Source organism: Citrobacter sp. Cpo091, assembly GCF_030332645.1.
Classification (GTDB): Bacteria; Pseudomonadota; Gammaproteobacteria; order Enterobacterales; family Enterobacteriaceae; genus Citrobacter; species Citrobacter portucalensis.
Genome location: NZ_JAOWHL010000034.1, coordinates 599953 through 620233 on the forward strand (window position 1 = coordinate 599953; position 20281 = coordinate 620233).

19 protein-coding genes are annotated in these 20281 nt (G+C 55.3%); 7 read left to right on the plus strand and 12 right to left on the minus strand.

All coding sequences use genetic code 11. The features are described 5' to 3' along the window. Positions 1-74: 74 nt before the first annotated feature. The 4 genes from uhpC to fbpC all read left to right on the plus strand — a co-directional run bounded on the left by uhpC (position 75) and on the right by fbpC (position 5612). Entirely contained in the window at positions 75-1379 is a 1305-nt protein-coding gene (gene uhpC, locus OGY04_RS13465) for an MFS transporter family glucose-6-phosphate receptor UhpC (protein ID WP_003830933.1), read from the plus strand. Continuing rightward, positions 1376-2407, plus strand: coding sequence for an ABC transporter substrate-binding protein (locus OGY04_RS13470; protein WP_003830932.1), 1032 nt, complete (start codon positions 1376-1378; stop codon positions 2405-2407). The genes uhpC and OGY04_RS13470 overlap by 4 nt, the downstream gene beginning before the upstream one ends. A gap of 68 nt (positions 2408-2475) precedes the next feature. Continuing rightward, positions 2476-4554, plus strand: a complete 2079-nt coding sequence (locus OGY04_RS13475) for an ABC transporter permease (RefSeq protein ID WP_032942495.1) — start codon at positions 2476-2478, stop codon at positions 4552-4554. Positions 4555-4565: 11 nt separating this feature from the next. Further along, positions 4566-5612 carry a ferric ABC transporter ATP-binding protein gene (gene fbpC / locus OGY04_RS13480; RefSeq protein WP_000192349.1) on the plus strand — a complete coding sequence of 349 codons (1047 nt, stop codon included), beginning with the start codon at positions 4566-4568 and terminating at the stop codon, positions 5610-5612. Between the two features lie 108 nt (positions 5613-5720). On the opposite strand, the gene mmuM is transcribed toward fbpC, so the two are convergent. The 9 genes from mmuM to OGY04_RS13525 all read right to left on the minus strand — a co-directional run bounded on the left by mmuM (position 5721) and on the right by OGY04_RS13525 (position 15880). Further along, positions 5721-6653: a homocysteine S-methyltransferase gene (gene mmuM, locus OGY04_RS13485; protein WP_286585386.1), complete on the minus strand. Its 933-nt coding sequence runs from the start codon at positions 6651-6653 to the stop codon at positions 5721-5723. Continuing rightward, positions 6640-8043: an S-methylmethionine permease gene (gene mmuP, locus OGY04_RS13490; RefSeq protein WP_286585387.1), complete on the minus strand. Its 1404-nt coding sequence runs from the start codon at positions 8041-8043 to the stop codon at positions 6640-6642. Before mmuP ends, mmuM begins: the two co-directional genes overlap by 14 nt. A gap of 274 nt (positions 8044-8317) precedes the next feature. Further along, positions 8318-9529 carry a 3-(3-hydroxy-phenyl)propionate transporter MhpT gene (mhpT, locus tag OGY04_RS13495; protein WP_020996588.1) on the minus strand — a complete coding sequence of 404 codons (1212 nt, stop codon included), beginning with the start codon at positions 9527-9529 and terminating at the stop codon, positions 8318-8320. 69 nt (positions 9530-9598) lie between these two features. Beyond that, positions 9599-10612 (minus strand): 4-hydroxy-2-oxovalerate aldolase, encoded by a 1014-nt coding sequence (mhpE, locus tag OGY04_RS13500; RefSeq protein WP_032942491.1) that lies wholly within the window; start codon positions 10610-10612, stop codon positions 9599-9601. Next, complete coding sequence (gene mhpF / locus OGY04_RS13505; protein WP_003830924.1) at positions 10609-11559, minus strand: acetaldehyde dehydrogenase; 951 nt, start codon at positions 11557-11559, stop codon at positions 10609-10611. The genes mhpE and mhpF overlap by 4 nt, the downstream gene beginning before the upstream one ends. Continuing rightward, positions 11556-12365, minus strand: coding sequence for a 2-keto-4-pentenoate hydratase (mhpD, locus tag OGY04_RS13510; RefSeq protein WP_000184938.1), 810 nt, complete (start codon positions 12363-12365; stop codon positions 11556-11558). Before mhpD ends, mhpF begins: the two co-directional genes overlap by 4 nt. 9 nt (positions 12366-12374) lie before the next feature. After that, positions 12375-13241 carry a 2-hydroxy-6-oxonona-2,4-dienedioate hydrolase gene (mhpC, locus tag OGY04_RS13515; RefSeq protein ID WP_103015003.1) on the minus strand — a complete coding sequence of 289 codons (867 nt, stop codon included), beginning with the start codon at positions 13239-13241 and terminating at the stop codon, positions 12375-12377. Between the two features lie 28 nt (positions 13242-13269). After that, the gene (mhpB, locus tag OGY04_RS13520; protein WP_286585388.1) at positions 13270-14214 is read right to left on the minus strand and encodes a 2,3-dihydroxyphenylpropionate/2,3-dihydroxicinnamic acid 1,2-dioxygenase; all 945 of its coding nucleotides are present in this window, start codon (positions 14212-14214) and stop codon (positions 13270-13272) included. A 1-nt stretch (position 14215) separates the two neighbouring features. Further along, on the minus strand, positions 14216-15880 hold the full coding sequence (locus OGY04_RS13525; protein ID WP_286585389.1) for a bifunctional 3-(3-hydroxy-phenyl)propionate/3-hydroxycinnamic acid hydroxylase: 1665 nt from the start codon (positions 15878-15880) through the stop codon (positions 14216-14218). A 191-nt stretch (positions 15881-16071) separates the two neighbouring features. Here OGY04_RS13525 and OGY04_RS13530 point away from each other — a divergent pair, with 191 nt between their 5' ends. Together OGY04_RS13530 and OGY04_RS13535 are read left to right on the plus strand one after the other, a co-directional pair. After that, complete coding sequence (locus tag OGY04_RS13530; protein WP_286585424.1) at positions 16072-16884, plus strand: DNA-binding transcriptional regulator; 813 nt, start codon at positions 16072-16074, stop codon at positions 16882-16884. A gap of 135 nt (positions 16885-17019) precedes the next feature. Continuing rightward, complete coding sequence (locus tag OGY04_RS13535; protein ID WP_008783873.1) at positions 17020-17322, plus strand: putative quinol monooxygenase; 303 nt, start codon at positions 17020-17022, stop codon at positions 17320-17322. Between the two features lie 191 nt (positions 17323-17513). Here OGY04_RS13535 and OGY04_RS13540 read toward each other — a convergent pair whose 3' ends face one another. The 3 genes from OGY04_RS13540 to OGY04_RS13550 form a co-directional block, all read right to left on the minus strand. After that, positions 17514-18071, minus strand: coding sequence for a hypothetical protein (locus tag OGY04_RS13540; RefSeq protein ID WP_223849069.1), 558 nt, complete (start codon positions 18069-18071; stop codon positions 17514-17516). Between the two features lie 239 nt (positions 18072-18310). Beyond that, the gene (locus tag OGY04_RS13545; RefSeq protein ID WP_003830914.1) at positions 18311-18787 is read right to left on the minus strand and encodes a cold-shock protein; all 477 of its coding nucleotides are present in this window, start codon (positions 18785-18787) and stop codon (positions 18311-18313) included. 86 nt (positions 18788-18873) lie between these two features. Continuing rightward, positions 18874-19119, minus strand: coding sequence for a YmjA family protein (locus OGY04_RS13550; RefSeq protein ID WP_003021350.1), 246 nt, complete (start codon positions 19117-19119; stop codon positions 18874-18876). A gap of 382 nt (positions 19120-19501) precedes the next feature. Here OGY04_RS13550 and OGY04_RS13555 point away from each other — a divergent pair, with 382 nt between their 5' ends. Continuing rightward, a complete protein-coding gene (locus OGY04_RS13555) occupies positions 19502-20278 on the plus strand; it encodes an MBL fold metallo-hydrolase (protein ID WP_032942484.1) in 777 nt (258 codons plus the stop codon). Positions 20279-20281: the final 3 nt, after the last annotated feature.

A 20281-nucleotide genomic window follows, 5' to 3' on the forward strand; every position in this document is an offset into this window, starting at 1 on the left:
TCTTAGTCACTGCGGACTTTCTCTCATCCCCTTTTGCTTTCACTTTCCTATAGTCAGCACAAACGGAGACTGCCATGCATACACGCTCAGCCAGCGAAACAGACCAACAATACCGGGCGCTACGCCCCCGGCTGCTGATGTGTATGGTAATTGGTTACGCCGCGTTTTATCTGACGCGCAAAAGCGTTAACTACGTCCTCCCGGCGCTGCAAACGGATCTGGGTCTGGATAAAGGCGATATCGGCCTGCTTGGGTCACTGTTTTATCTGACCTATGGTCTGTCGAAATTCACCGCCGGGCTGTGGCACGACAGCCACGGACAGCGCGCGTTTATGGGTATTGGTCTGTTTGCCACCGGCGTTTTAAACGTGCTGTTCGCCTTTGGTGAATCGCTGACGCTGCTGCTGGTGGTCTGGACGCTGAACGGATTTTTTCAGGGCTGGGGCTGGCCACCCTGTGCCCGACTACTGACCCACTGGTACTCGCGCAACGAACGTGGCTTCTGGTGGGGCTGCTGGAATATGTCAATCAACATCGGTGGCGCTATTATCCCGCTAATTAGCGCTTTTGCCGCCCACTGGTGGGGCTGGCAGGCGGCCATGCTGGCACCGGGGATAATCAGTATGGCACTGGGAATCTGGCTCACCCTGCAATTGAAAGGTACGCCCCAGGAAGAAGGATTACCCACGGTTGGGGAATGGCGGCATGACCCGCTGGAGCTACGTCAGGAGCAGCAAAGCCCGCCGATGGGGCTGTGGCAAATGTTACGTACCACCATGCTGAAAAACCCGATGATCTGGCTGCTCGGCGTATCGTATGTGTTGGTCTATTTGATCCGCATTGCGCTCAACGACTGGGGCAACATCTGGCTGACCGAAAGCCACGGCGTGAATCTGCTCAGCGCCAATGCCACGGTGATGCTGTTTGAAGTTGGCGGCTTGCTGGGGGCGCTGTTTGCCGGATGGGGATCGGATCTGCTGTTCAGCGGTCAACGTGCGCCGATGATTTTGCTGTTCACGCTGGGGCTGATGGTTTCCGTCGCCGCCCTGTGGCTGGCCCCGGTGCACCACTACGCGTTACTGGCAGTGTGCTTCTTTACCGTGGGCTTTTTTGTGTTTGGCCCACAGATGCTAATTGGCCTCGCAGCCGTTGAATGCGGACACAAAGCGGCGGCAGGTTCAATTACCGGTTTTCTCGGGCTTTTCGCCTATCTGGGGGCCGCGCTGGCGGGTTGGCCGCTGTCGTTGGTCATAGAACATTACGGCTGGTCGGGAATGTTCAGTTTGCTCTCGGTTGCCGCTGTATTTATGGGTTTATTGCTGATGCCGTTGCTCATTGCGGGCATTACCCCTTCTCTCAGTCAAAGGATAAAACAATGAAACTGACGCTTACCTCTACCCTGATTGCTTCCGCTCTGACGCTGGCGGCCTTCAGCAACGCAGCTCAGGCGCAGGGCCGTCTGGTGGTGTATTGCAGCGCCACCAACGAGATGTGCGAAACCGAAACCAAAGCCTTCGGTGAAAAATATGATGTGAAAACCTCATTCATTCGCAACGGCTCTGGCAGTACGCTGGCGAAAGTGGATGCAGAGAAGAAAAACCCGCAGGCGGATGTGTGGTACGGCGGTACGCTGGATCCGCAATCCCAGGCCGGTGAAATGGGTCTGCTGCAGCCGTATAAATCACCAAACCTCGAACAGATCATGGAGAAATTCCGCGATCCCGCGAAGGTCAAAGGTAACCTCTCTTCGGCGGTTTACGTCGGTATTCTGGGCTTTGGCGTCAACACCCAGCGCCTGAAAGAGAAAAACCTGCCGGTGCCAAAATGCTGGAAGGATCTGACCAAACCGGAATACAAAGGCGAAATCCAGATTGCTGACCCGCAAAGCTCCGGTACCGCCTACACCGCGCTGGCGACCTTTGCTCAACTGTGGGGTGAAGATCAGGCCTTTGATTACCTGAAACAGCTCAATGCCAACGTCTCTCAATACACCAAATCCGGCATTGCCCCGGCGCGTAACGCCGCTCGCGGCGAAACGGCTATCGGCATTGGCTTCCTGCACGACTACTCGCTGGAAAAAGAACAGGGCGCACCGCTGGAGCTGATTTCCCCCTGCGAAGGCACCGGGTATGAAATCGGCGGCGTCAGCATTCTGAAAGGCGCTCGCAACGTCGACAACGCCAAACTGTTCGTTGACTGGGTGCTGTCGAAAGACGCACAGGAGCTGGCGTGGAAGAAAGGCAAATCCTATCAGATCCTGACCAACACCACTGCCGAGACCTCTCCTAACTCGCTGAAGCTCGACGACCTGAAGCTTATCAATTACGACATGGATAAGTACGGCTCGACTGACGTACGTAAGGCGTTGATCAATAAGTGGGTTAGCGAAGTTAAGATGGGTAAATAAGCCCACGTTGCGTTCATTTGCCGGGTGCGGTGTAAACGCCTTACCCGGCCTACATTACCGGAAACGCTATGTCACACACACTTGCACTCCATCCCGTGAAAAAACGGGATGCGATATTTCTTTGGGTTTTGCTCGGCTGGCTGGCGTTTGCCCTGCTGCCTAGCTGGAGCCTGGACTACGGTCTGCTGGAGTCAACGCGGGAGGAAATACTCACCGCCTACGGCTGGTCGCAGTTCAATATCAGTTGGCTGTGGTATCTGCTGCCAAGCCTGCTGCTGGTGCGCCCATTCCATGAAGCCAGGCGCGAACAGCGCAGCCGCCATTATCTTGACGCGGGTTGGGCATTTTTCTGTATGGCCTTTATTGTCGCCAGCGCCACCCTTGAGGGTCGCGGCTTAGGCTATGCCACCATCGTGCTGTTTGTCGCGCTTGGCGCAATCATGACCCTGGCACTCACCCGCCTCGAATGGCTGGGCGGTGACCGTTTCGTCATCGGCTCACTTACCGCGATTGTCGCGCTGATCGGTATTTTTATCGTCTGGCCGAGCATCGCCATTTTCATTCCGATGTTCACCAACGACGCCGGGGAATTTGCCCCGCTGGCGTTTATGAATGTGCTGTCGCAGGCACATATCATTCAGGTGATCCTCAACTCGATTATGCTGTCGATTGCCGTCGGCGTCGGCTGTACCTTCTTTGGTCTGGTACTGGCTATCTACACCACCCGTATCGCCAGACGTAGCGCCATAATCGGACGTATCTTCTCGATTTTGCCGATCGTCACTCCGCCGTTTGTCGTCGGTTTAGGCGTCACGCTGATGATGGGACGCTCCGGTTACATCACCGAGTTTATGGTCGAATGGTTTGGTTTAACCAACACCAACTGGCTGTATGGCTTTACCGGCATCTGGCTGGCGCAGGTTCTGGCCTTTACGCCGATGGCGTTTATGATCCTCGACGGAGCAATCAAAACCATTCATCCGTCGCTGGAAGAAGCGTCATACACCCTGCGTGCCAGCCGCTGGCAGACCTTTAACGGCGTGTTTGTCCCGCTGCTAAAACCCGCACTGGCTAACGCCTTTTTGATTGTGGTCGTGCAGTCGCTGGCCGACTTTAGTAACCCGCTGGTGCTCGGCGGTAACTTCGACGTGCTGGCAACGCAAATCTACTTCTACATCACCGGTTCGCAGCTTGACTACCAGGCCGCCAGTACGCTGGGTGCCTTCCTGCTGCTGTTCTCGCTGCTGGTGTTTTGCGTGCAGTATATGTGGATTGGTAAACGCTCATACGTCACCGTTTCCGGCAAATCCTACCGGGGCGACGTACAGCCGCTGCCGGTAACGCTGGTATGGAGCGTGGTCGCGCTGCTGGCAGTGTGGATTGCCTTTAACGCCCTGCTCTACGGCAGCATTTTCTACGGTAGCTTCACCGTCAACTGGGGCGTGGACTACACCCTGACGCTGGCGAACTTTACCAAACTGTTCGGTCAGGGGATGAGCGACGGCGCGTGGCCTTCACTGCTCGACACCCTGCTCTACGCCGGGATTGCCGCGCCGATCACCGCGATCTTCGGCCTGCTGATCGCATGGATCGTGGTGCGCCAACAGTTTAAAGGTAAGAAGACCATCGAGTTCACCACCATGCTGTGCTTTGCCGTTCCGGGCACCGTCGCGGGCGTGTCATACATTCTGGCCTTTAACAGCGCCCCGGTGTACCTCACTGGTACGGCGGCGATTGTCATTATATCGATGGTAATGCGTAACGTCCCGGTCGGTATCCGCGCAGGCATCGCGGGCTTGGGCCAAATCGATAAATCGCTCGATGAAGCCTCACTCAGCCTGCGCGCCGGTTCCCTGCGTACCATTACGCACATCCTGCTGCCGCTGCTGCGCCCGGCGATCCTCTCGGCGCTGATTTACAGCTTTGTGCGCGCCATTACCACCGTCAGCGCCATTGTGTTCCTCGTCACGCCGGATACCCGCGTAGCGACGGCCTACATCCTGAACCGCGTGGAAGATGGCGAATACGGTGTAGCGATTGCCTACGGTTCCATTCTGATCGTGGTGATGCTGGCGATTATTTTCATCTTTGACTGGCTGATCGGTGAATCACGTACCTCCCGTTCAAAAGCCAAAAACCAGGCGTAATGGAGCGTACTATGACTCAGAAAAATTTCGTTGAACTGCGCAACGTCACTAAACGATTTGGCAGTAATACGGTAATCGACAATATCAACCTCACCATCCCGCAGGGGCAAATGGTGACGCTGCTCGGACCATCCGGCTGCGGCAAAACCACTATTTTGCGCCTGGTTGCCGGGCTGGAAAAACCGAGCGAAGGGCAAATTTTCATTGATGGCGAAGACGTCACCCATCGCTCTATTCAGCAGCGCGATATCTGCATGGTGTTTCAGTCCTATGCCCTGTTCCCGCATATGTCGCTGGGAGAGAATGTCGGTTATGGCCTGAAAATGCTCGGTGTACCGCGCGCAGAGCTGAAAGCCCGCGTCAAAGAGGCGTTGGCGATGGTGGATCTGGAAGGATTCGAAGACCGCTTTGTCGATCAGATCTCCGGCGGTCAGCAGCAGCGCGTGGCGCTGGCCCGCGCGCTAATCCTCAAGCCGAAAGTGCTGCTGTTTGATGAGCCGTTGAGTAACCTCGACGCCAACCTGCGTCGCAGCATGCGCGACAAGATCCGCGAGCTGCAAAAGCAGTTTGATATCACCTCGCTGTACGTCACCCACGATCAGAGCGAAGCCTTTGCGGTTTCTGATACCGTGCTGGTGATGAACAAGGGACACATCATGCAGATCGGCTCACCGCAGGATCTTTACCGCCAGCCCGCCTCCCGCTTTATGGCGAGCTTTATGGGCGATGCCAACCTGTTCCCGGCAACCTTCAGCGACGGATACGTTGATATCTACGGCTATCATCTGCCGCGCCCGCTGCACTTTGGTACACAGGGCGAAGGGATGGTCGGTGTGCGCCCGGAAGCGATCACGCTCAGCGATCGCGGCGAAGAGAGCCAGCGCTGCGTGATCCGCCATGTCGCCTATATGGGGCCGCAGTATGAAGTGACGGTGGAATGGCACGGGCAGGAGATTTTATTGCAGGTCAACGCTACGCGCCTGCAACCGGACGTCGGCGAGCAGTATTATCTCGAAATCCATCCGTACGGCATGTTTGTTCTGGCGGATGCGGCATAACGTTTTGTGGCTTTGTAGGCCGGATAAGGCGCTTGTGCCGCCATCCGGCAATGCCTGATGCGCTGCGCTTATCAGGCCTACAATGAACGATGTAGGCCCGATAAACTCTCAGCTTCGCACTTTTAGCGCGGCGATATCCGCAGGCGTGGTGCGACAGCACCCGCCAATCAACCGTGCGCCAGCGGCCTGCCACTGCGGCAGATAATCCGCCAGCTGCGCACAATGCTCACCGTGATGATGCCAGGTTTTGCTCACCGCATCGTACTGCTCGCCCGAGTTCGGATACACCACCAGCGGCAGCGCCGTTAAACCGTGTAAATGCTGCAACGCAGCGGTGGTGTTTTCCAGCGCAATGCAGTTAATGCCTAGCGCCACCACCTGCGGATAACCCGCCAGCAACGCAACCACGTCACGCAGCGGCGTACCGTCGCTCAGGTGCTCGCTGTCGCGCAGGGTAAATGAGAACCACGCCCGCGCACGCGGATATGCGGTCAACAGCTCGGCCAACGCCTCAATCTCGGCAAAATTCGGCAGGGTTTCGCAGGCCAGCAGATCGGCCCCGGCATCCAACAAGGCTTCCACGCGCGGGCGATGAAACGCCTGAAATGCCTCAACGCTACAATGATAATCGCCACGGTATTCAGAGCCATCCGCCAGATACGCGCCGTAAGGCCCGACGGATCCCGCCACCAGCAGCGTTCCCGCCTGCGGGTTCTCTGCCAGATACGCTTCACGGGCTTTACGCGCCAGCTCCACGCTTTTGCCAATCAGCGCTTTCGACTGCGCTTCATCCAGACCTCGCGCGGCGAAGCCCGCCGGCGTCGCCTGATAGCTGGCAGTGATCGCGCATTGCGCCCCCGCCCGGTAGTAATCAAGATGCACTTCGCGGATAAGCTCCGGGTTTTCTACCAGCACTTTGGCTGACCACAGGCTGTCGGCTAAGTTACACCCTCGCGCTTCCAGCTCCGTCGCCATCGCGCCATCCAGCAGCAGGATATCCTGTTTATCAAGGAGAGCGCGTAACGGATTATTCTGCGACATGTTCTGGCTCCTGTTTTGCGTTTCGGGGTTGAGTAAGGAAATAAGCACCATAGCACAACGCAACAAACGGTAACCCGCACCACAACGCAATTCTCTGCGCTGGATCGAATGCCAGCCCTACACAGGCCACCAGGCACAGCACAAAACCTAATACCGGCACCAGCGGATACCACGGCGCGCGATAATGTAATTCACTCAATGCCTTACCTTGTTGCAGATGACGGCGACGAAAAACAAAATGCGAGGCGCAGATACTCAGCCACACCGCCACCACCGCAAACCCGGAGATTGCCGACAGCGCAACAAATACCGTGTCCGGGGCCACCACGCTGGAAAACAGCGCCAGCACACCACCGAGCATACTGACCGACAGCGCCGTCAGTGGAACGCCGTTTTTCGTTACTCGCGCAAAACAGGCCGGTAGCGTACGTTCATTCGACAGCGACCACAGCATGCGCCCGGAGGCATATAACCCGGAGTTCGCTGCAGAAAGAATAGCCGTCAGGATCACGAAGTTAAAAATATCAGCGGCGTACGGGATCCCTACTTTCTCAAACACCAGCACAAACGGGCTTTTCTCCACGCCCGCCTGCTGCATCGGGATCAGCGCCGCCAGCACAAACACGGTGCCGATAAAGAAAATAATCAGTCGCGCGATGGTAGTACGAATCGCTACCGGGATAACTTTGCGCGGGTTTTCCGTTTCACCGGCGGCAATGCCGATAAGCTCGGTACCCGAAAAAGCAAAGTTCACTGCCACCATAGTCATCAGAATCGGTAAGCCACCGTGCGGGAACCAGCCTTCCGCCGTGATATTACTCAGCCCCGGCTCGGGCGAGCCATCCTGCATAGGAATAAAGCCGAAAATCGCCGCCCCACCGAGGATGATAAAGGCGATGATAGTGACCACCTTGACCAGGGAGAACCAGAACTCCCCTTCGGCAAAAAAGCGTGTGGAGATAACATTCAGACCAAAAATAATCGCGCAGAACACCATGCACCAGACCCATACCGGCACCTGTGGAAACCAGTACTGCATACAGAATCCGGCGGCGGTAAAGCTCGAACCCAGCGCCACGGTCCAGGTCAGCCAATAGAGCCAGGCCACGGTATACCCGGTAGCCGGACCAAGATAGCGCGCGGCATAAACGTGAAACGCCCCGGTCTCCGGCATCGCGACCGACAGCTCGCCCAGACACTGCATAACCAGCCAGACCACCAGCGCGCCAATCAGATAGGCCAGCAGCGTTCCCGCCGCTCCAGTGGTGGAGATGATGTACCCGGTATTGAAGAATAATCCTGTGCCAATCACGCCGCCCAAGGAAAGCATAATCAGGTGACGCGTTTTCATTGTGCGCTTCAGTGGCGCATTTTGTTGTGTTGTTTGCATATAACCTTCTAAACGTATGGACATCTAAACATCCAAAGAAGGTTTGTTATACCGCGTTTGTTAACAGAATGCAAAGTCAACCCTGCACCAGACGCAGATGACCGCGTCGGGCGCTTAATAGCGGGTGGGGATTAATAATCAGATACAAAAAGGGCCGCCAGCTCATAACGCCTCCGTTGCCATGTTTTATCTAAACTTTGGCAACACAGTTGACTGACGGCGTTCACCCGGAAGTAGGAACCAAATCTCCCCACTCACACAACCGGATGAATGCTTAAGCACCGCTGGCCGGGATCGGCATCTGCGATTTGCGGCTCATCAGAATAAATACCGCCAGGCCTGCCAGCAAAATGCCCGGCGCAGAAGCCGCCATCACCCCTACCGTTCCGGTACCGAGCGCTAACATTTTCCCTGCCAGCAGCGGGCCGCTCATCGCCCCCAGACGCCCGACTGCGACGGCGGTGCCCACACCTGTGGCGCGGATCTGCGTGCTGTAAAACAGCGGCGCCAGCGCATACAACACGCTTTGCCCGCCGGTGGCGAACATCCCGGCCACAAATCCCGCCATTAGCATGCCGCTCAATGACGACACCGTACCCAGCGCCAGCAGCGAAGCCAACATCCCAGTGTAGATCAGCAGCGACATCACCACCGGGCGCAGTTTATCCATTAACGCCCCGAGAATTAACGTGCCGCTGGCCGCGCCAATTTGCAGAGCAAACATTACGCCTGCCGCCTGCGATGGCCGAAAGCCCTGCTCCACCAGCAGCATCGGCAGCCAGTTGATCAGCATATACACCACCAGCAGGGTGAAGAAATAGCACAACCACAGCAGCAGCGTGGCACTCGCCGTCGCTGGCGCAAACAGGGCACGCAGCGGTGCGGCGGCCACTTGCGTTTGTTGGGTATAAACCTGTGATTCCGGCAGCCAGCGCATCAACAGCGGCACCAGCAGCAGCGGGATCACCCCGCCAACCCAGAACACAGTTTGCCAGGCGGAGGCCAGGCCGCTAAACCCGAGCGCTGCCGCCAGCGCCGCGCCAATCGGCACACCGCAGTACATCAGGCTCACCGCCGTACCGCGAAAACGCGGGCCCGCCGCCTCGGAGGTCAGCGCGATCAGATTCGGCAACGCCGCGCCCAGCCCGACACCGGTCATCAGACGGGCAAAAACCAGTGATGAGAAATCCCAGGAAATCGCCGTCGCCAGCGAGAACAGGCCGAACAGCGCCACAGAGGCAATGAGAATGCGCTTGCGCCCATAGCGGTCAGCCAGCATGCCGCCCACCAGCGCGCCGGGCAGCAGTCCGAGAATGCCCGCACTGAAGATCCAACCCATCTGCATTTTATCCAGCGCAAACGCGTGGGCGATACCGACGGCAGCGATACCGGCGGCCTGTAAATCCAGCCCTTCCATCAGGGCAACTAAAAAGCAAAGCCCAACGGTCAACGTCAGGCGGTAAGATGCGGGGGTACGGGTCGTCATAAGATGTCCCTCTGAGGTCACGATGCAGGTGAATCGCGGCTGATACGTTGCCAGCCGCGTTATCATTTTTTATTTGCGGTTGCGCAGGTCCAGCGCTACGTCGACGATCATATCTTCCTGGCCGCCCACCATCCGACGTTTGCCCAGTTCCACCAGAATATCTACTGCGCTCAGGTCATAACGTGCTGCCGCCACTTCGCAATGACGCAGGAAGCTGGAGTACACCCCGGCATAGCCCAGCGCCAGCGTTTCACGATCCACCCGCACCGGGCGGTCTTGTAGTGGACGCACTAAATCGTCGGCGGCGTCCATCAGTGCATAGAGATCGGTGCCGTGCTGCCAACCAAGCTTATCCGCAGCGGCGATAAATACCTCCAATGGCGCGTTGCCCGCGCCTGCGCCCATCCCGGCCAGGCTGGCGTCGATACGGTCACACCCCTCTTCTACCGCGGCAATGGAGTTCGCCACCCCAAGACTCAGGTTGTGATGCGCATGCATTCCGGTTTCTGTTTCCGGCTTCAGCACCGCTTTCAGTGCGCGGAAGCGGGCGCGAATATCGCTCATGTTCATTGCGCCGCCGGAATCGACCACATAAATACAGGTCGCTCCGTAGTTTTCCATCAGCTTCGCCTGCTGCGCCAGGTTCTCCGGTGTGGTCATATGGCTCATCATCAGAAAGCCGACGGTATCCATGCCAAGCTCACGCGCATACTGAATATGCTGGGCCGACACGTCTGCTTCAGTGCAGTGGGTCGCCACGCGCACTACCCGTGCGCCGGCCTGATATGCATTTTTCAGGTCATGAATAGTGCCGATACCCGGCAGCAACAGCGTGGCAATTTTGGCATGCTTCACCACGTCCGCCGCCGCTTCAATCCACTCCAGATCGCTGTGCGCACCAAAGCCGTAGTTAAAGCTGGAACCTTGTAAACCGTCGCCGTGGGCCACTTCAATAGAATCAACCCGTGCGTCGTCCAGCGCTTTGGCTATCTGGCGCACATTCTCCAGCGAATATTGATGACGAATAGCGTGCATACCGTCGCGCAGGGTCACGTCAGAGATATAGAGTTTTTTACCGTTCATGCTGCTTCTCCTGCCTGACGAGCGAGGGACTGCGCCATCTTCTCAGCGGTCGCCAGCGCGCTGGAGGTCATAATGTCGAGGTTGCCCGCGTAGGCTGGTAAATAGTGCGCCGCGCCTTCCACTTCCAGATACACCGCGGTTTTCAGCCCAGAGAACTGGCCGATACCCGGCAGATTCACCGGTTTATCCTCCGGGATGACTTCAAACTGGACACGCTGTTTCAGGCGATAGCCCGGCACGTAGGCCTGCACCGCCGCCGCCATCTCATTAATCGACGCTTCAACTTCAACCTCAGAGGCCGCTTCGCTCAGCACATACACCGTGTCACGCATCATCAGCGGCGGTTCGGCCGGGTTAAGGACAATAATGGCTTTGCCTTTTGCCGCGCCGCCGACCACTTCAATCGCCTTCGAGGTAGTTTCGGTAAACTCGTCGATATTGGCGCGGGTACCCGGCCCCGCCGATTTACTGGCGATCGAGGCGATAATCTCGGCGTAATGGACTTTTGCCACGCGAGAAACTGCCGCCACCATTGGGATGGTTGCCTGTCCGCCGCAGGTCACCATATTGACGTTCTGCTGATCAACGTTGGCTGCCAGATTCACCACCGGCACGCAGTAAGGACCGATTGCCGCGGGCGTCAGGTCGATCAGGCGGATGCCTGGTTTAACGGCACGTAGCGCGGCGTCGTTCTTCACATGCGCGCCTGCGCTGGTGGCGTCAAACACGATGTCGATATCGGCGAATTCCGGCATGGCGATAAGCCCTGTCACCCCTTCATGGGTGGTGGCAACGCCCATGCGTCGGGCACGCGCCAGGCCATCAGATTCTGGATCGATACCGACCATCACCGCCATTTCCAGATGCACGCCGTGACGCAGAATTTTTATCATCAAATCGGTACCGATGTTGCCGGAGCCGATAATGGCGACTTTACGCTTACTCATGACTGACTTCCTTTTGTAACCGCCGCTGAAAAGGTGGCGGCGACTGAACCAATACCGTCGATATGGGCTTCGAAACGATCACCCGCATTCACCGCCACCATCGGGCCTAACGCTCCGGTGAGAATAATGTCTCCGGCACGCAGCGGCTCGCCGAGGCTGGCCATTTTGCGCGCCAGCCAAACGGCGGCGTTGATCGGATGTCCCAGGCATTCGCTGCCGCGCCCGCTGGAGACCTCTTCGTTGTTGCGCGTCATTTTCATCGCGCAGTTTTTCAGATCTAATCCTGCCGGACGCTGTGCCGGACCGCCGACCACATACACGCCACAGGAGGCGTTATCCGCCACGGTATCAACAAATTTGATCGACCAGTCGCGGATACGGCTGCCGACCACTTCCAGCGCGGGAAGTACCCACTCGATGGCGTTGTAAAGTTCGTCAAAAGTGGTGTCGGTATTGGGCAGATCGCGGTTCAGCACCAGCGCAATTTCGGCTTCAATACGCGGTTGCAGCACACGGGAAAACGGGATGGTTTCGTTATCGCCATAACACATATCAGCAAACAGCGTACCGAAGTCCGGTTGATCGACACCCAGCTGCTGCTGCACTTTCGGGTGCGTCAGCCCCACTTTGCGCCCGACCACGCGACGCCCGCGCGCCACGTCGTACTGCACGTTGATGCGCTGAATGGCGTAGGCCGCTTCGGCGTTATCCACACCAATTAATTCACGCAGCGGGGCGATAGCTTCCCCTTTTTCTTCAGCCTGACGTAAATCGGCGGCTAGCTGCTCAAGATTACGATTCGTCATGTCCGTTCCTTAAGGGCGTGTGAGGAAATTCAGCACCAGTTGGTTAAAGGCATCCGCATGTTCCCACTGCGCCCAGTGCCCGCAGTCGCGGTAGATGTGCAGTTCAGAACCGGCAATCCCGGAAAGCAGGCGCAGACCGGCATCCATCGGCACAAAGCGGTCATTGCGTCCCCAGACAATCAGGGTCTGGGCTTTGATTTCACCCAGACGCGGGCTGAAATCCGGGAACTGTTTCGGGTTGGCCTCCAGACTCTGGACAAAGTTTTCCAGGTGATCGCGACGCGACAGCATGTTATTCAGGCGCGCCTCAAACAACGCCTCGGTCAGGTCGCTGGTGTCGAAGACAAAGATCTCCATCATCAGCTTCAGGTTCTCGATGGTCGGCTCGCGATACAGCTGATTCAGGCGCTTGATACCTTCGGTCGGCATCGGGGTAAACAGGCTCATGCCGCCCGTTCCGCCGCCCATTAATACCAGTTTGCCCACGCGCTCCGGCCAGCTCAGGGTAAACGCCACAGCACTGTGACCGCCCATCGAGTTACCCAGCAGGTGGACTGTTTGAATATCCAACTGATCGACCACGCTTTTCAGGATGCGGGCGTTGAGATCGGATCGCGAACCGCGGTTAACGATCCCATCGCTTTTGCCCCAGCCAGGACAATCCAACAGGATCACCCGGTATCCGGCCTGTACCAGCGGATCGATATTGCGGCTGAAGTTTGCCCAGCCCGTCGCGCCAGGACCGGATCCGTGCAGCAGCACGACGGTCTCTTCGCCCTGCCCACAGTCATTGAAATGCACGCGTAGGGTTTCGCCTGCTTCCTGCACCTCCAGAAAACGACTGGTAGCGGCTTCGGTTTGCGGTTGGTAAGTCATGATGTTCTCCTGCATATTCAGTTCTGTTTTAGTTCTGCGTAGTGGCGCTCAGGGAGCCGAATCCGGCGATCCACTCCGGGATCGGGCGGTAATAACGGCCTTCGCTGCGCCAGTTGCCAAAGGCAGAAATGGCGGCAAAGGCGGCAACCCAGGTTTTAACTTCGTGCGTTGATTTGCCCGCCATCGCGGACAGCTCTTCGTTACTGACCGCGTCCAGCTCCTGCAAACGCCCCTGCTCAAGCAGGGTCATAAAACGGTTATCCCAGACAGGGTTAAGCGGGTGTAGCGTGTTTTGATCGACCACAAACTTCTCGGCGGCGCTGATCACCCGCTGCTGGCGCAGCTCGCGCTCGTTTTCAGGTAACTGTTTGCCGCTGCCGAGCAGGCGGTCACGTATATGGGCATCAGCCTTCGCCAGCTCCGGTACCGGCGGCTGGTGCGACAGACCACCGGAGCCTAAAAACAGCACGCGCTTATTCAGCGAGCTGGCGAAACGGCCAATCGCTTCACCGAGCATGCGGGTACGCTGAAAGCCCGGCAGCGGCGTGGCGACGCCGTTAATAAACACTGGCAGCACCGGCACCTTATCCAGGCCGCCGAGCAAAAACTCCAGCGGCTGCGCGAAGCCATGATCGACCTGCATGTTGTAGGACACGGCGAGATCGATACCGCTTTTCATTACCGCGTGGGCGCAGGCTTCAGCGAGATCTGTCGGCACCGGTAATTCCCCCGCCGCACTACCAAAATCGCCGATCGCTGTAGCTCCAACGCCTAAACAGAACGGCGGCATCACGTCGTAGAAAAATCCGTTGTAGTGATCGGGGGCAAACAGCACGACCAGTTCAGGTTCGAACGCCGCAATACGTGCCCGAGCGCTGGCGATCACGCCGTTAACCTCGTCGAGCACAGCCTGTGCCGGGTCGACATAGCCCACCAGCGGCGAGTGGGAAAGACAGTGAAGATAAGCGTGCATATCAGGCAACCTTTTCAACAGGAATGTCGGCAGTAGCGCGAGTGAGCGTCATCACCGACGCCAGTTTATTCAGGGTGCTGCCCAGGGTTTGCGGAATGGCGATGGCGGCCACGAAGCGGTCCGGGCGCATGACTACCAGCGCGGCGTTGTGCTGGGCAAACCACGCGCGCAGGCGGTTTTGCGTATCGCCTATGCGGGTAACGCCGTCGTGGTTATCCTGATCGGTATGTATCTGCGTATCCGGCACGACCTGGATAAAACGCGTCCCCAGCGCCTGCCACTGTTGGATCTGCGCCTCGCTCATGCCCCATAGTGGGTTACAGCCCCAGCCAATCACCGCGAAATTCGGTCCGATGACGTTGTCGAGCAACGTCACTTCGCCCGATTCCAGCGTCACCTTCGGCTGGATAAACATCTTGCCGACCGGTGAAGTTTTCGCGTCGCCTTCACGCACCAGCGCCCCGGCGTGGTACTGCGGCATCGGCTTAAACCGCATTTCAAGGAAGTAGCGTTTGACCGGCGGAATATAGTTCAACAGCCAGGAAACCCCATCGCGTACCGCGCCGTGCCAGCGTTTGGGCGGCGCAAGTACGTTGCCAGCGGTCACGGAGAGGTCGATCATCGCTTTGGCGTGGTCGCGGCGTTCCTGCTGGTAGGTATCCAACAGCGCATCGCCGGCTATACCGTTAATCACCAGCGCCAGTTTCCATGCCAGGTTGAAAGCATCGCGCATGCCGCTGTTGTATCCCTGACCCTGCCAGACCGGCATAATGTGCGCCGCATCGCCCGCCAGCAGCACGCGGTCAATACGAAAACGTTCGGCCAGACGAGCATTATGGGTATACACGCGCTGGCGGATCAGCTCGACGTTGTCCGGGTTCGGCAGTACTTTGCTCAGCAACTGGCGCATATTCTGCGGCTCGCTAAGCTGCGCTTCGGTTTCCCCCGGCATAACCATAAACTCAAAACGGCGCACCGCGTGCGGCAGCGCGGCGGAGACATACGGGCGCACCGGATCGCAGCACAAATACACATGCGGCGTGCTGAGCGGATCGTTGGCAATATCCACCACAATCCACTGATTCGGCGCGGTTTTACCTTCAAACGGCACGTTCAGAGAACGTCTGACGTTGCTGCCGCCGCCGTCGCAGGCCACCAGCCACTGGGCCTTCACCGTTTCACGTTGACCGTCTGGCGCTTTCAGATTTAGCGTCACTTCGCCGTTTTGTTGGCTGAAGGCCTCCAGTTCGCGGGAGAACAGGCAGCGCACGTTGGGAAAACGCGACAACCCTTCCAACATCACCGCGTCCACCTGCGGCTGAATAAAAGCATTGCGGCGCGACCAGCCAAATTCGTCGGTCATCGGCTGGATATCAGCAAAACAGCGGCCTTTCGGGGTAAGAAAGCGCATCGCGTGCCACGGCGTGGTGTGCGGCAAAACGTTCTCGACCAGCCCCACAGACTGCATAGTGCGCAGCGCTTCATCATCAATGCCGATGGCGCGAGGATAGTCGATCAGCGTGTCGAGCTTCTCCACTACCAACACCTCAATGCCCATCTGCCCAAGATAGTTGGCCATCATCAGCCCTACCGGACCAGCACCGGCAATCGCCACCTGCGCGGTATGCTGCACAGCGGGTTGGATATCCGGGTTTTTTGTTGTCATTTCAGAACCTCACGACTCGGACAAAACGCAATTGCGGACCCTGGTGAGGCGCAATTTGTTTTGTTAAAAATATGTGAATAATTTTTTGTTGTGCGGTCAGTATAGAAGCGAGTTTTTGCGCTACAATCAAAACATGCCAGGATGTGCACTAAGTGCACAACGTTGTTTTACCTGTAGATTTGTCAATGAATATGAAAAATGACGAGAGCACTGAGTACAAAACCGTACGCGGATTAACGCGCGGATTAATGTTATTAAATATGTTAAACCGGCTCGATTGTGGGGCCAGTGTTGGCTTGCTTGCTGAGTTAAGCGGCCTGCATCGCACCACGGTCAGACGGCTGCTGGAAACCCTGCAGGATGAGGGTTACGTCCGGCGCAGCCTGTCCGATGACAGCTTTCGCTTAACCATTAAAGTCCGCCAGCTCAGCGAGGGGTTTCGTGACGAGCAGTGGATTTCTGCACTCGCCGCCCCGCTGCTGGGAGATTTGCTGCGCGAGGTCATCTGGCCGACCGACGTTTCTACGCTGGATGTGGACGCGATGGTGGTACGTGAAACCACCCACCGTTTCAGCCGTCTGTCGTTTCACCGGGCGATGGTAGGGCGTCGTTTGCCACTGCTGAAAACCGCATCCGGCCTGACCTGGCTGGCATTTTGCCCGGAGAATGAACGGCAGGAACTGATTGAAATGCTTGCCTCCCGATCGGGAGAAGAGTTCCAGCTTGCGCGCGAGCCGCTGAAGCTCAATGCCATTTTGACCCGCGCGCGAAAAGACGGTTTTGGGCAGAACTTTCGCGGTTGGGATCAGGAGGAGAAAATCGCTTCTATCGCCGTCCCCATCCGCAGCGAACAGCGGGTGATCGGCTGCCTGAATTTGGTGTATATGGCCAGCGCCATGACCATCGAACAGGCCGCGGAAAAGCATCTTCCGGCCTTACAAAAGGTGGCGAAACAGATAGAGGACGGCGTCGAATCGCAGGAGATTTTGGTTGCCGGGAGGTGAGATGGATCACAGTTATGCGGATCATCTGATTGATAGCTGGCATAACTCACTATCCGGCCGATAAAACTCTGTGACCTCTTGCCCAAAAAATATCTTCATTACATAGTGTGCGTTCGTTTTCTGCCAGGAGGCTGCATGTTAAAGGTCATTGCTGAGGATTTCATCAAACCTGAGTATATTGAAACTGTTCTCCCGTTGTATCGTGAGCTAATAGCGGCAACGAAGAAAGAACCGCACTGCATTGCTTACGACCTCTATATTGATGAAAAAGATCCGGGGCATTTTATTTTTATCGAAGAATGGCCAAACCACGCGGCTCTCGATGAACATTGTGCCAGCGAGCATTTCCAGCGACTTGTACCATTAATCGATCAATACACGCGCCAGGAAGCACGTTACATACTGATGGATGACGTGGTAAATCCGGCAGTCTCGTGATAATGAAGAAAGTAGTTGGAATACTGTTAATTATGTTTTTGGCAGAATGCTCAACACCAGGAAAGACAGTCTTTTACTTCCCTGGTCGCTGAGGGCTTAAAGCCTCTTCAAAAGAGGCTTTAAGCTTTGCAACAATGCATCCCACGGATTACAAAACGGAATCATCACTGTTCCAGATATTAAGCGCATTTTTACGAGGCCATTTTCATCGCGGCACCAATAACTGCCATACACATACTGCTCGCAAGTAAAACAATAAACCAATATATATAATTATTAAACTTTGTAAATAACCAGATAAATCTAAGCAATGACAATGCAGCAATAGAAATAGAAGACACAAACATTGTAAATATATAAATACCAGAAATTATCCATCCTGCTTCTTCGTAAATACTCTTCATTGTAAAAATAAGGATAGATAAGTAAAATGCTGATAAAGCAAGCCCGCTCAGAAAATCATAATAATCGATGTATGTGATGTTTTTATCTTTCTGCGGAAGAGCTATAAACTTTTCAAGTTTCTCATTGTCTACTCGTGACAAAAACCGATTAATTAGCGGAGTAAACATCACTAAAATCATCACCAAATGAATGAATAGTAAAGAAAGTTTAATTCTGTCATCAACCGATTCATTCTGTGGCCAGATAGATATTATTTCATAATCCATTTTTGCAAGGAGAAAAAAGCAAATGGCCGATGGTATATATTCAGAAGATATAGCTTTCCATATTTTTTTAAAAATCACTTATATTACCCCATTAGTTATACCGGTGAATCACTATTAGTTAACCGCGCTACTAATCTGCAAATAGTTGGCGATCATATTTATTTAATACGGATAATATATACCTATTCAGAAACGGATTGCTACCTACTAATTTTATCACTACATACCTGAATCACGTAAATTACACATATCAAAAAAAAACCGAAACCCGCTCCTGAAAAGCGCGGCGTTCCGGTTTTTATTCAGTCCGAAGGGTTTCAGACTTTAAGCAGTTTCACCGTCGCGTCGATGTCAATTTCATCTTCCGAGAAGATCAGCGTCGTGCCCTGGAAGGTAGTGATGGCCAGCTTTTTCAGCGTGCGCATTTCACCAGGCTTGACGTCTGATTTCGGTCGGATGCTGTTCATCAGCACGCCGACAGACAGCACAGCATTTTCTTTGTCGATACGGGTCTCTACAGGGACTTCTTCGCTGTAGACCAGGAATGACTTGATCGAGGTGAGCTTCAGACGCTCGCCTGCAATATAGATGTACTTGCTGTCTGGTATGACTTTTACCGCGTAGGCAGACAAGCCTTTGTTGTTAGTGGTGGGCTCAAAAGTCACCGCCGCGTCTTTCTTGATCAGCTCAGGATTAGCAACCTTAATCACATGAAAATAGCGGTTGTCGCCGTTTTCATCTTTGATAAATCCAAAGCCTTTATCTTTAAACCACGTTGTGATTGTTCCGTTCATTGCTGTTTCCGCCTGATTAAACCTATTACTTGTAGAGTATACCTACTCGATTTGCGCGCAGTGTAAAACACAGGCCATGTCTTTGGCTACTCGTTACCCCAACGATTGAGGAACTCCGCAATATCATCGATACGCTGAGCGTCGACACCTGCCACGGTAGCCATCTCCTGCTGCGCTTCTTCGCTGATCTCTTCGTTGTTCATCAAACGAGTGATCAGCTGCTGGAAGTAGTGCGCCAGCGCGTCACGTTCTGTGTCGCTCACCGGCTTTGCGGCCTCGGTCGCGTACTCGTCGGCGATATCATAATATTTTAGCGGAATGTCGTTGTTCATCAGTTGCTCCGGGGTAAATGCGTGTGCCAGCAGTTGCCTGCCGCGTCTGGTGTGAATGATAGCATTCTTATTTCATGGTTCGCGATCTGTTTTATTGGTCACTATGCATTACATATATCAATAATGTTTTCCGGCACAACTTCGCATTTAATAAACCTTTCCGTATTTAAATAACAGCATTCTTATTCAGTTCGATATAATAGCTACTTATTAAATAACGAGCCACCAAGGAAATATTAAATTACTTTAATTCTAATTACATTATCGACATCTGTAATCCGCAGTTGGCCCAATCCCATCGCTAGTCGCCCATTTGCCCACATTCATCTTCTGGACAACACTCTACGATGACACCACTGACCCAACACGTGGAGCAAACACCATGAACATCACGCAAATCCGTAACGCTACGCAGCACATCACTTTTGGTGGCAAAACCTTTCTGATCGACCCTATGCTGGCGGCAAAAGGTACTTATCCGGGCTTTGCCGGTACGGCTCGCGCCGAGATCCGCAACCCGACCGTTGATCTGCCTGTCGATATCGACACCCTGCTCAACGTTGATGCGCTGATCGTGACCCATCTGCATGAAGACCACTGGGATGAATCCGCGGCTCGTGTCGTACCGAAAGACAAACCGATTTATGTGCAAAACGATCGCGATGCGCAGGTACTGCGGGAACAAGGTTTCACGCAACTGACCGTACTGACGCAAAACACTGCGCTTGGTGATATCACCCTGCGTAAAACCGGCGGCCAGCACGGTTCGGATCGCGCTTACGCCATCCCGCAAATGGCTGAGCGTCTGGGTGATGCCTGCGGAGTTATCTTCCAGCATCCGGCGGAAAAAACGCTGTATCTGGTCGGGGACACCATCTGGCGCGACGAGGTGGAAACCAACATGCGGACTTTCCAGCCAGGCGTGGTCATTCTGAACGCAGGCTTTGCTCACGTTATCGGGTTTGGCCCAATTATCATGGGCGCGGAAGATGTGCTAAAAACCCACTTCACGCTGCCCGAAGCACAAATTGTGGCGACCCACATGGAGGCGATTAACCACTGTCTGCTGACCCGCGCAGCCTTGAAAGAGTACGCCTGCGACAACCAGATTGCGCAATTCGTTAACGTGCCGGAAGATGGCGAAACCCTGACGTTTTAAACT

Excerpts from the sequence above, each read along its gene's own strand:
- mmuM (WP_286585386.1), bottom strand. The coding sequence starts at position 6,653 with ATGTCGCAGAATAATCCGTTACGCGCTCTCCTTGATAAACAGGATATC.
- mhpE (WP_032942491.1), bottom strand. The coding sequence starts at position 10,612 with ATGAACGGTAAAAAACTCTATATCTCTGACGTGACCCTGCGCGACGGT.
- OGY04_RS13475 (WP_032942495.1), top strand. The coding sequence starts at position 2,476 with ATGTCACACACACTTGCACTCCATCCCGTGAAAAAACGGGATGCGATA.
- mmuP (WP_286585387.1), bottom strand. The coding sequence starts at position 8,043 with ATGCAAACAACACAACAAAATGCGCCACTGAAGCGCACAATGAAAACG.
- OGY04_RS13555 (WP_032942484.1), top strand. The coding sequence starts at position 19,502 with ATGAACATCACGCAAATCCGTAACGCTACGCAGCACATCACTTTTGGT.
- OGY04_RS13545 (WP_003830914.1), bottom strand. The coding sequence starts at position 18,787 with ATGAACGGAACAATCACAACGTGGTTTAAAGATAAAGGCTTTGGATTT.
- OGY04_RS13525 (WP_286585389.1), bottom strand. The coding sequence starts at position 15,880 with ATGACAACAAAAAACCCGGATATCCAACCCGCTGTGCAGCATACCGCG.
- OGY04_RS13550 (WP_003021350.1), bottom strand. The coding sequence starts at position 19,119 with ATGAACAACGACATTCCGCTAAAATATTATGATATCGCCGACGAGTAC.
- mhpT (WP_020996588.1), bottom strand. The coding sequence starts at position 9,529 with ATGACGACCCGTACCCCCGCATCTTACCGCCTGACGTTGACCGTTGGG.
- uhpC (WP_003830933.1), top strand. The coding sequence starts at position 75 with ATGCATACACGCTCAGCCAGCGAAACAGACCAACAATACCGGGCGCTA.
- OGY04_RS13535 (WP_008783873.1), top strand. The coding sequence starts at position 17,020 with ATGTTAAAGGTCATTGCTGAGGATTTCATCAAACCTGAGTATATTGAA.
- mhpF (WP_003830924.1), bottom strand. The coding sequence starts at position 11,559 with ATGAGTAAGCGTAAAGTCGCCATTATCGGCTCCGGCAACATCGGTACC.
- fbpC (WP_000192349.1), top strand. The coding sequence starts at position 4,566 with ATGACTCAGAAAAATTTCGTTGAACTGCGCAACGTCACTAAACGATTT.
- OGY04_RS13530 (WP_286585424.1), top strand. The coding sequence starts at position 16,072 with ATGAAAAATGACGAGAGCACTGAGTACAAAACCGTACGCGGATTAACG.
- OGY04_RS13470 (WP_003830932.1), top strand. The coding sequence starts at position 1,376 with ATGAAACTGACGCTTACCTCTACCCTGATTGCTTCCGCTCTGACGCTG.
- mhpC (WP_103015003.1), bottom strand. The coding sequence starts at position 13,241 with ATGACTTACCAACCGCAAACCGAAGCCGCTACCAGTCGTTTTCTGGAG.
- mhpB (WP_286585388.1), bottom strand. The coding sequence starts at position 14,214 with ATGCACGCTTATCTTCACTGTCTTTCCCACTCGCCGCTGGTGGGCTAT.
- mhpD (WP_000184938.1), bottom strand. The coding sequence starts at position 12,365 with ATGACGAATCGTAATCTTGAGCAGCTAGCCGCCGATTTACGTCAGGCT.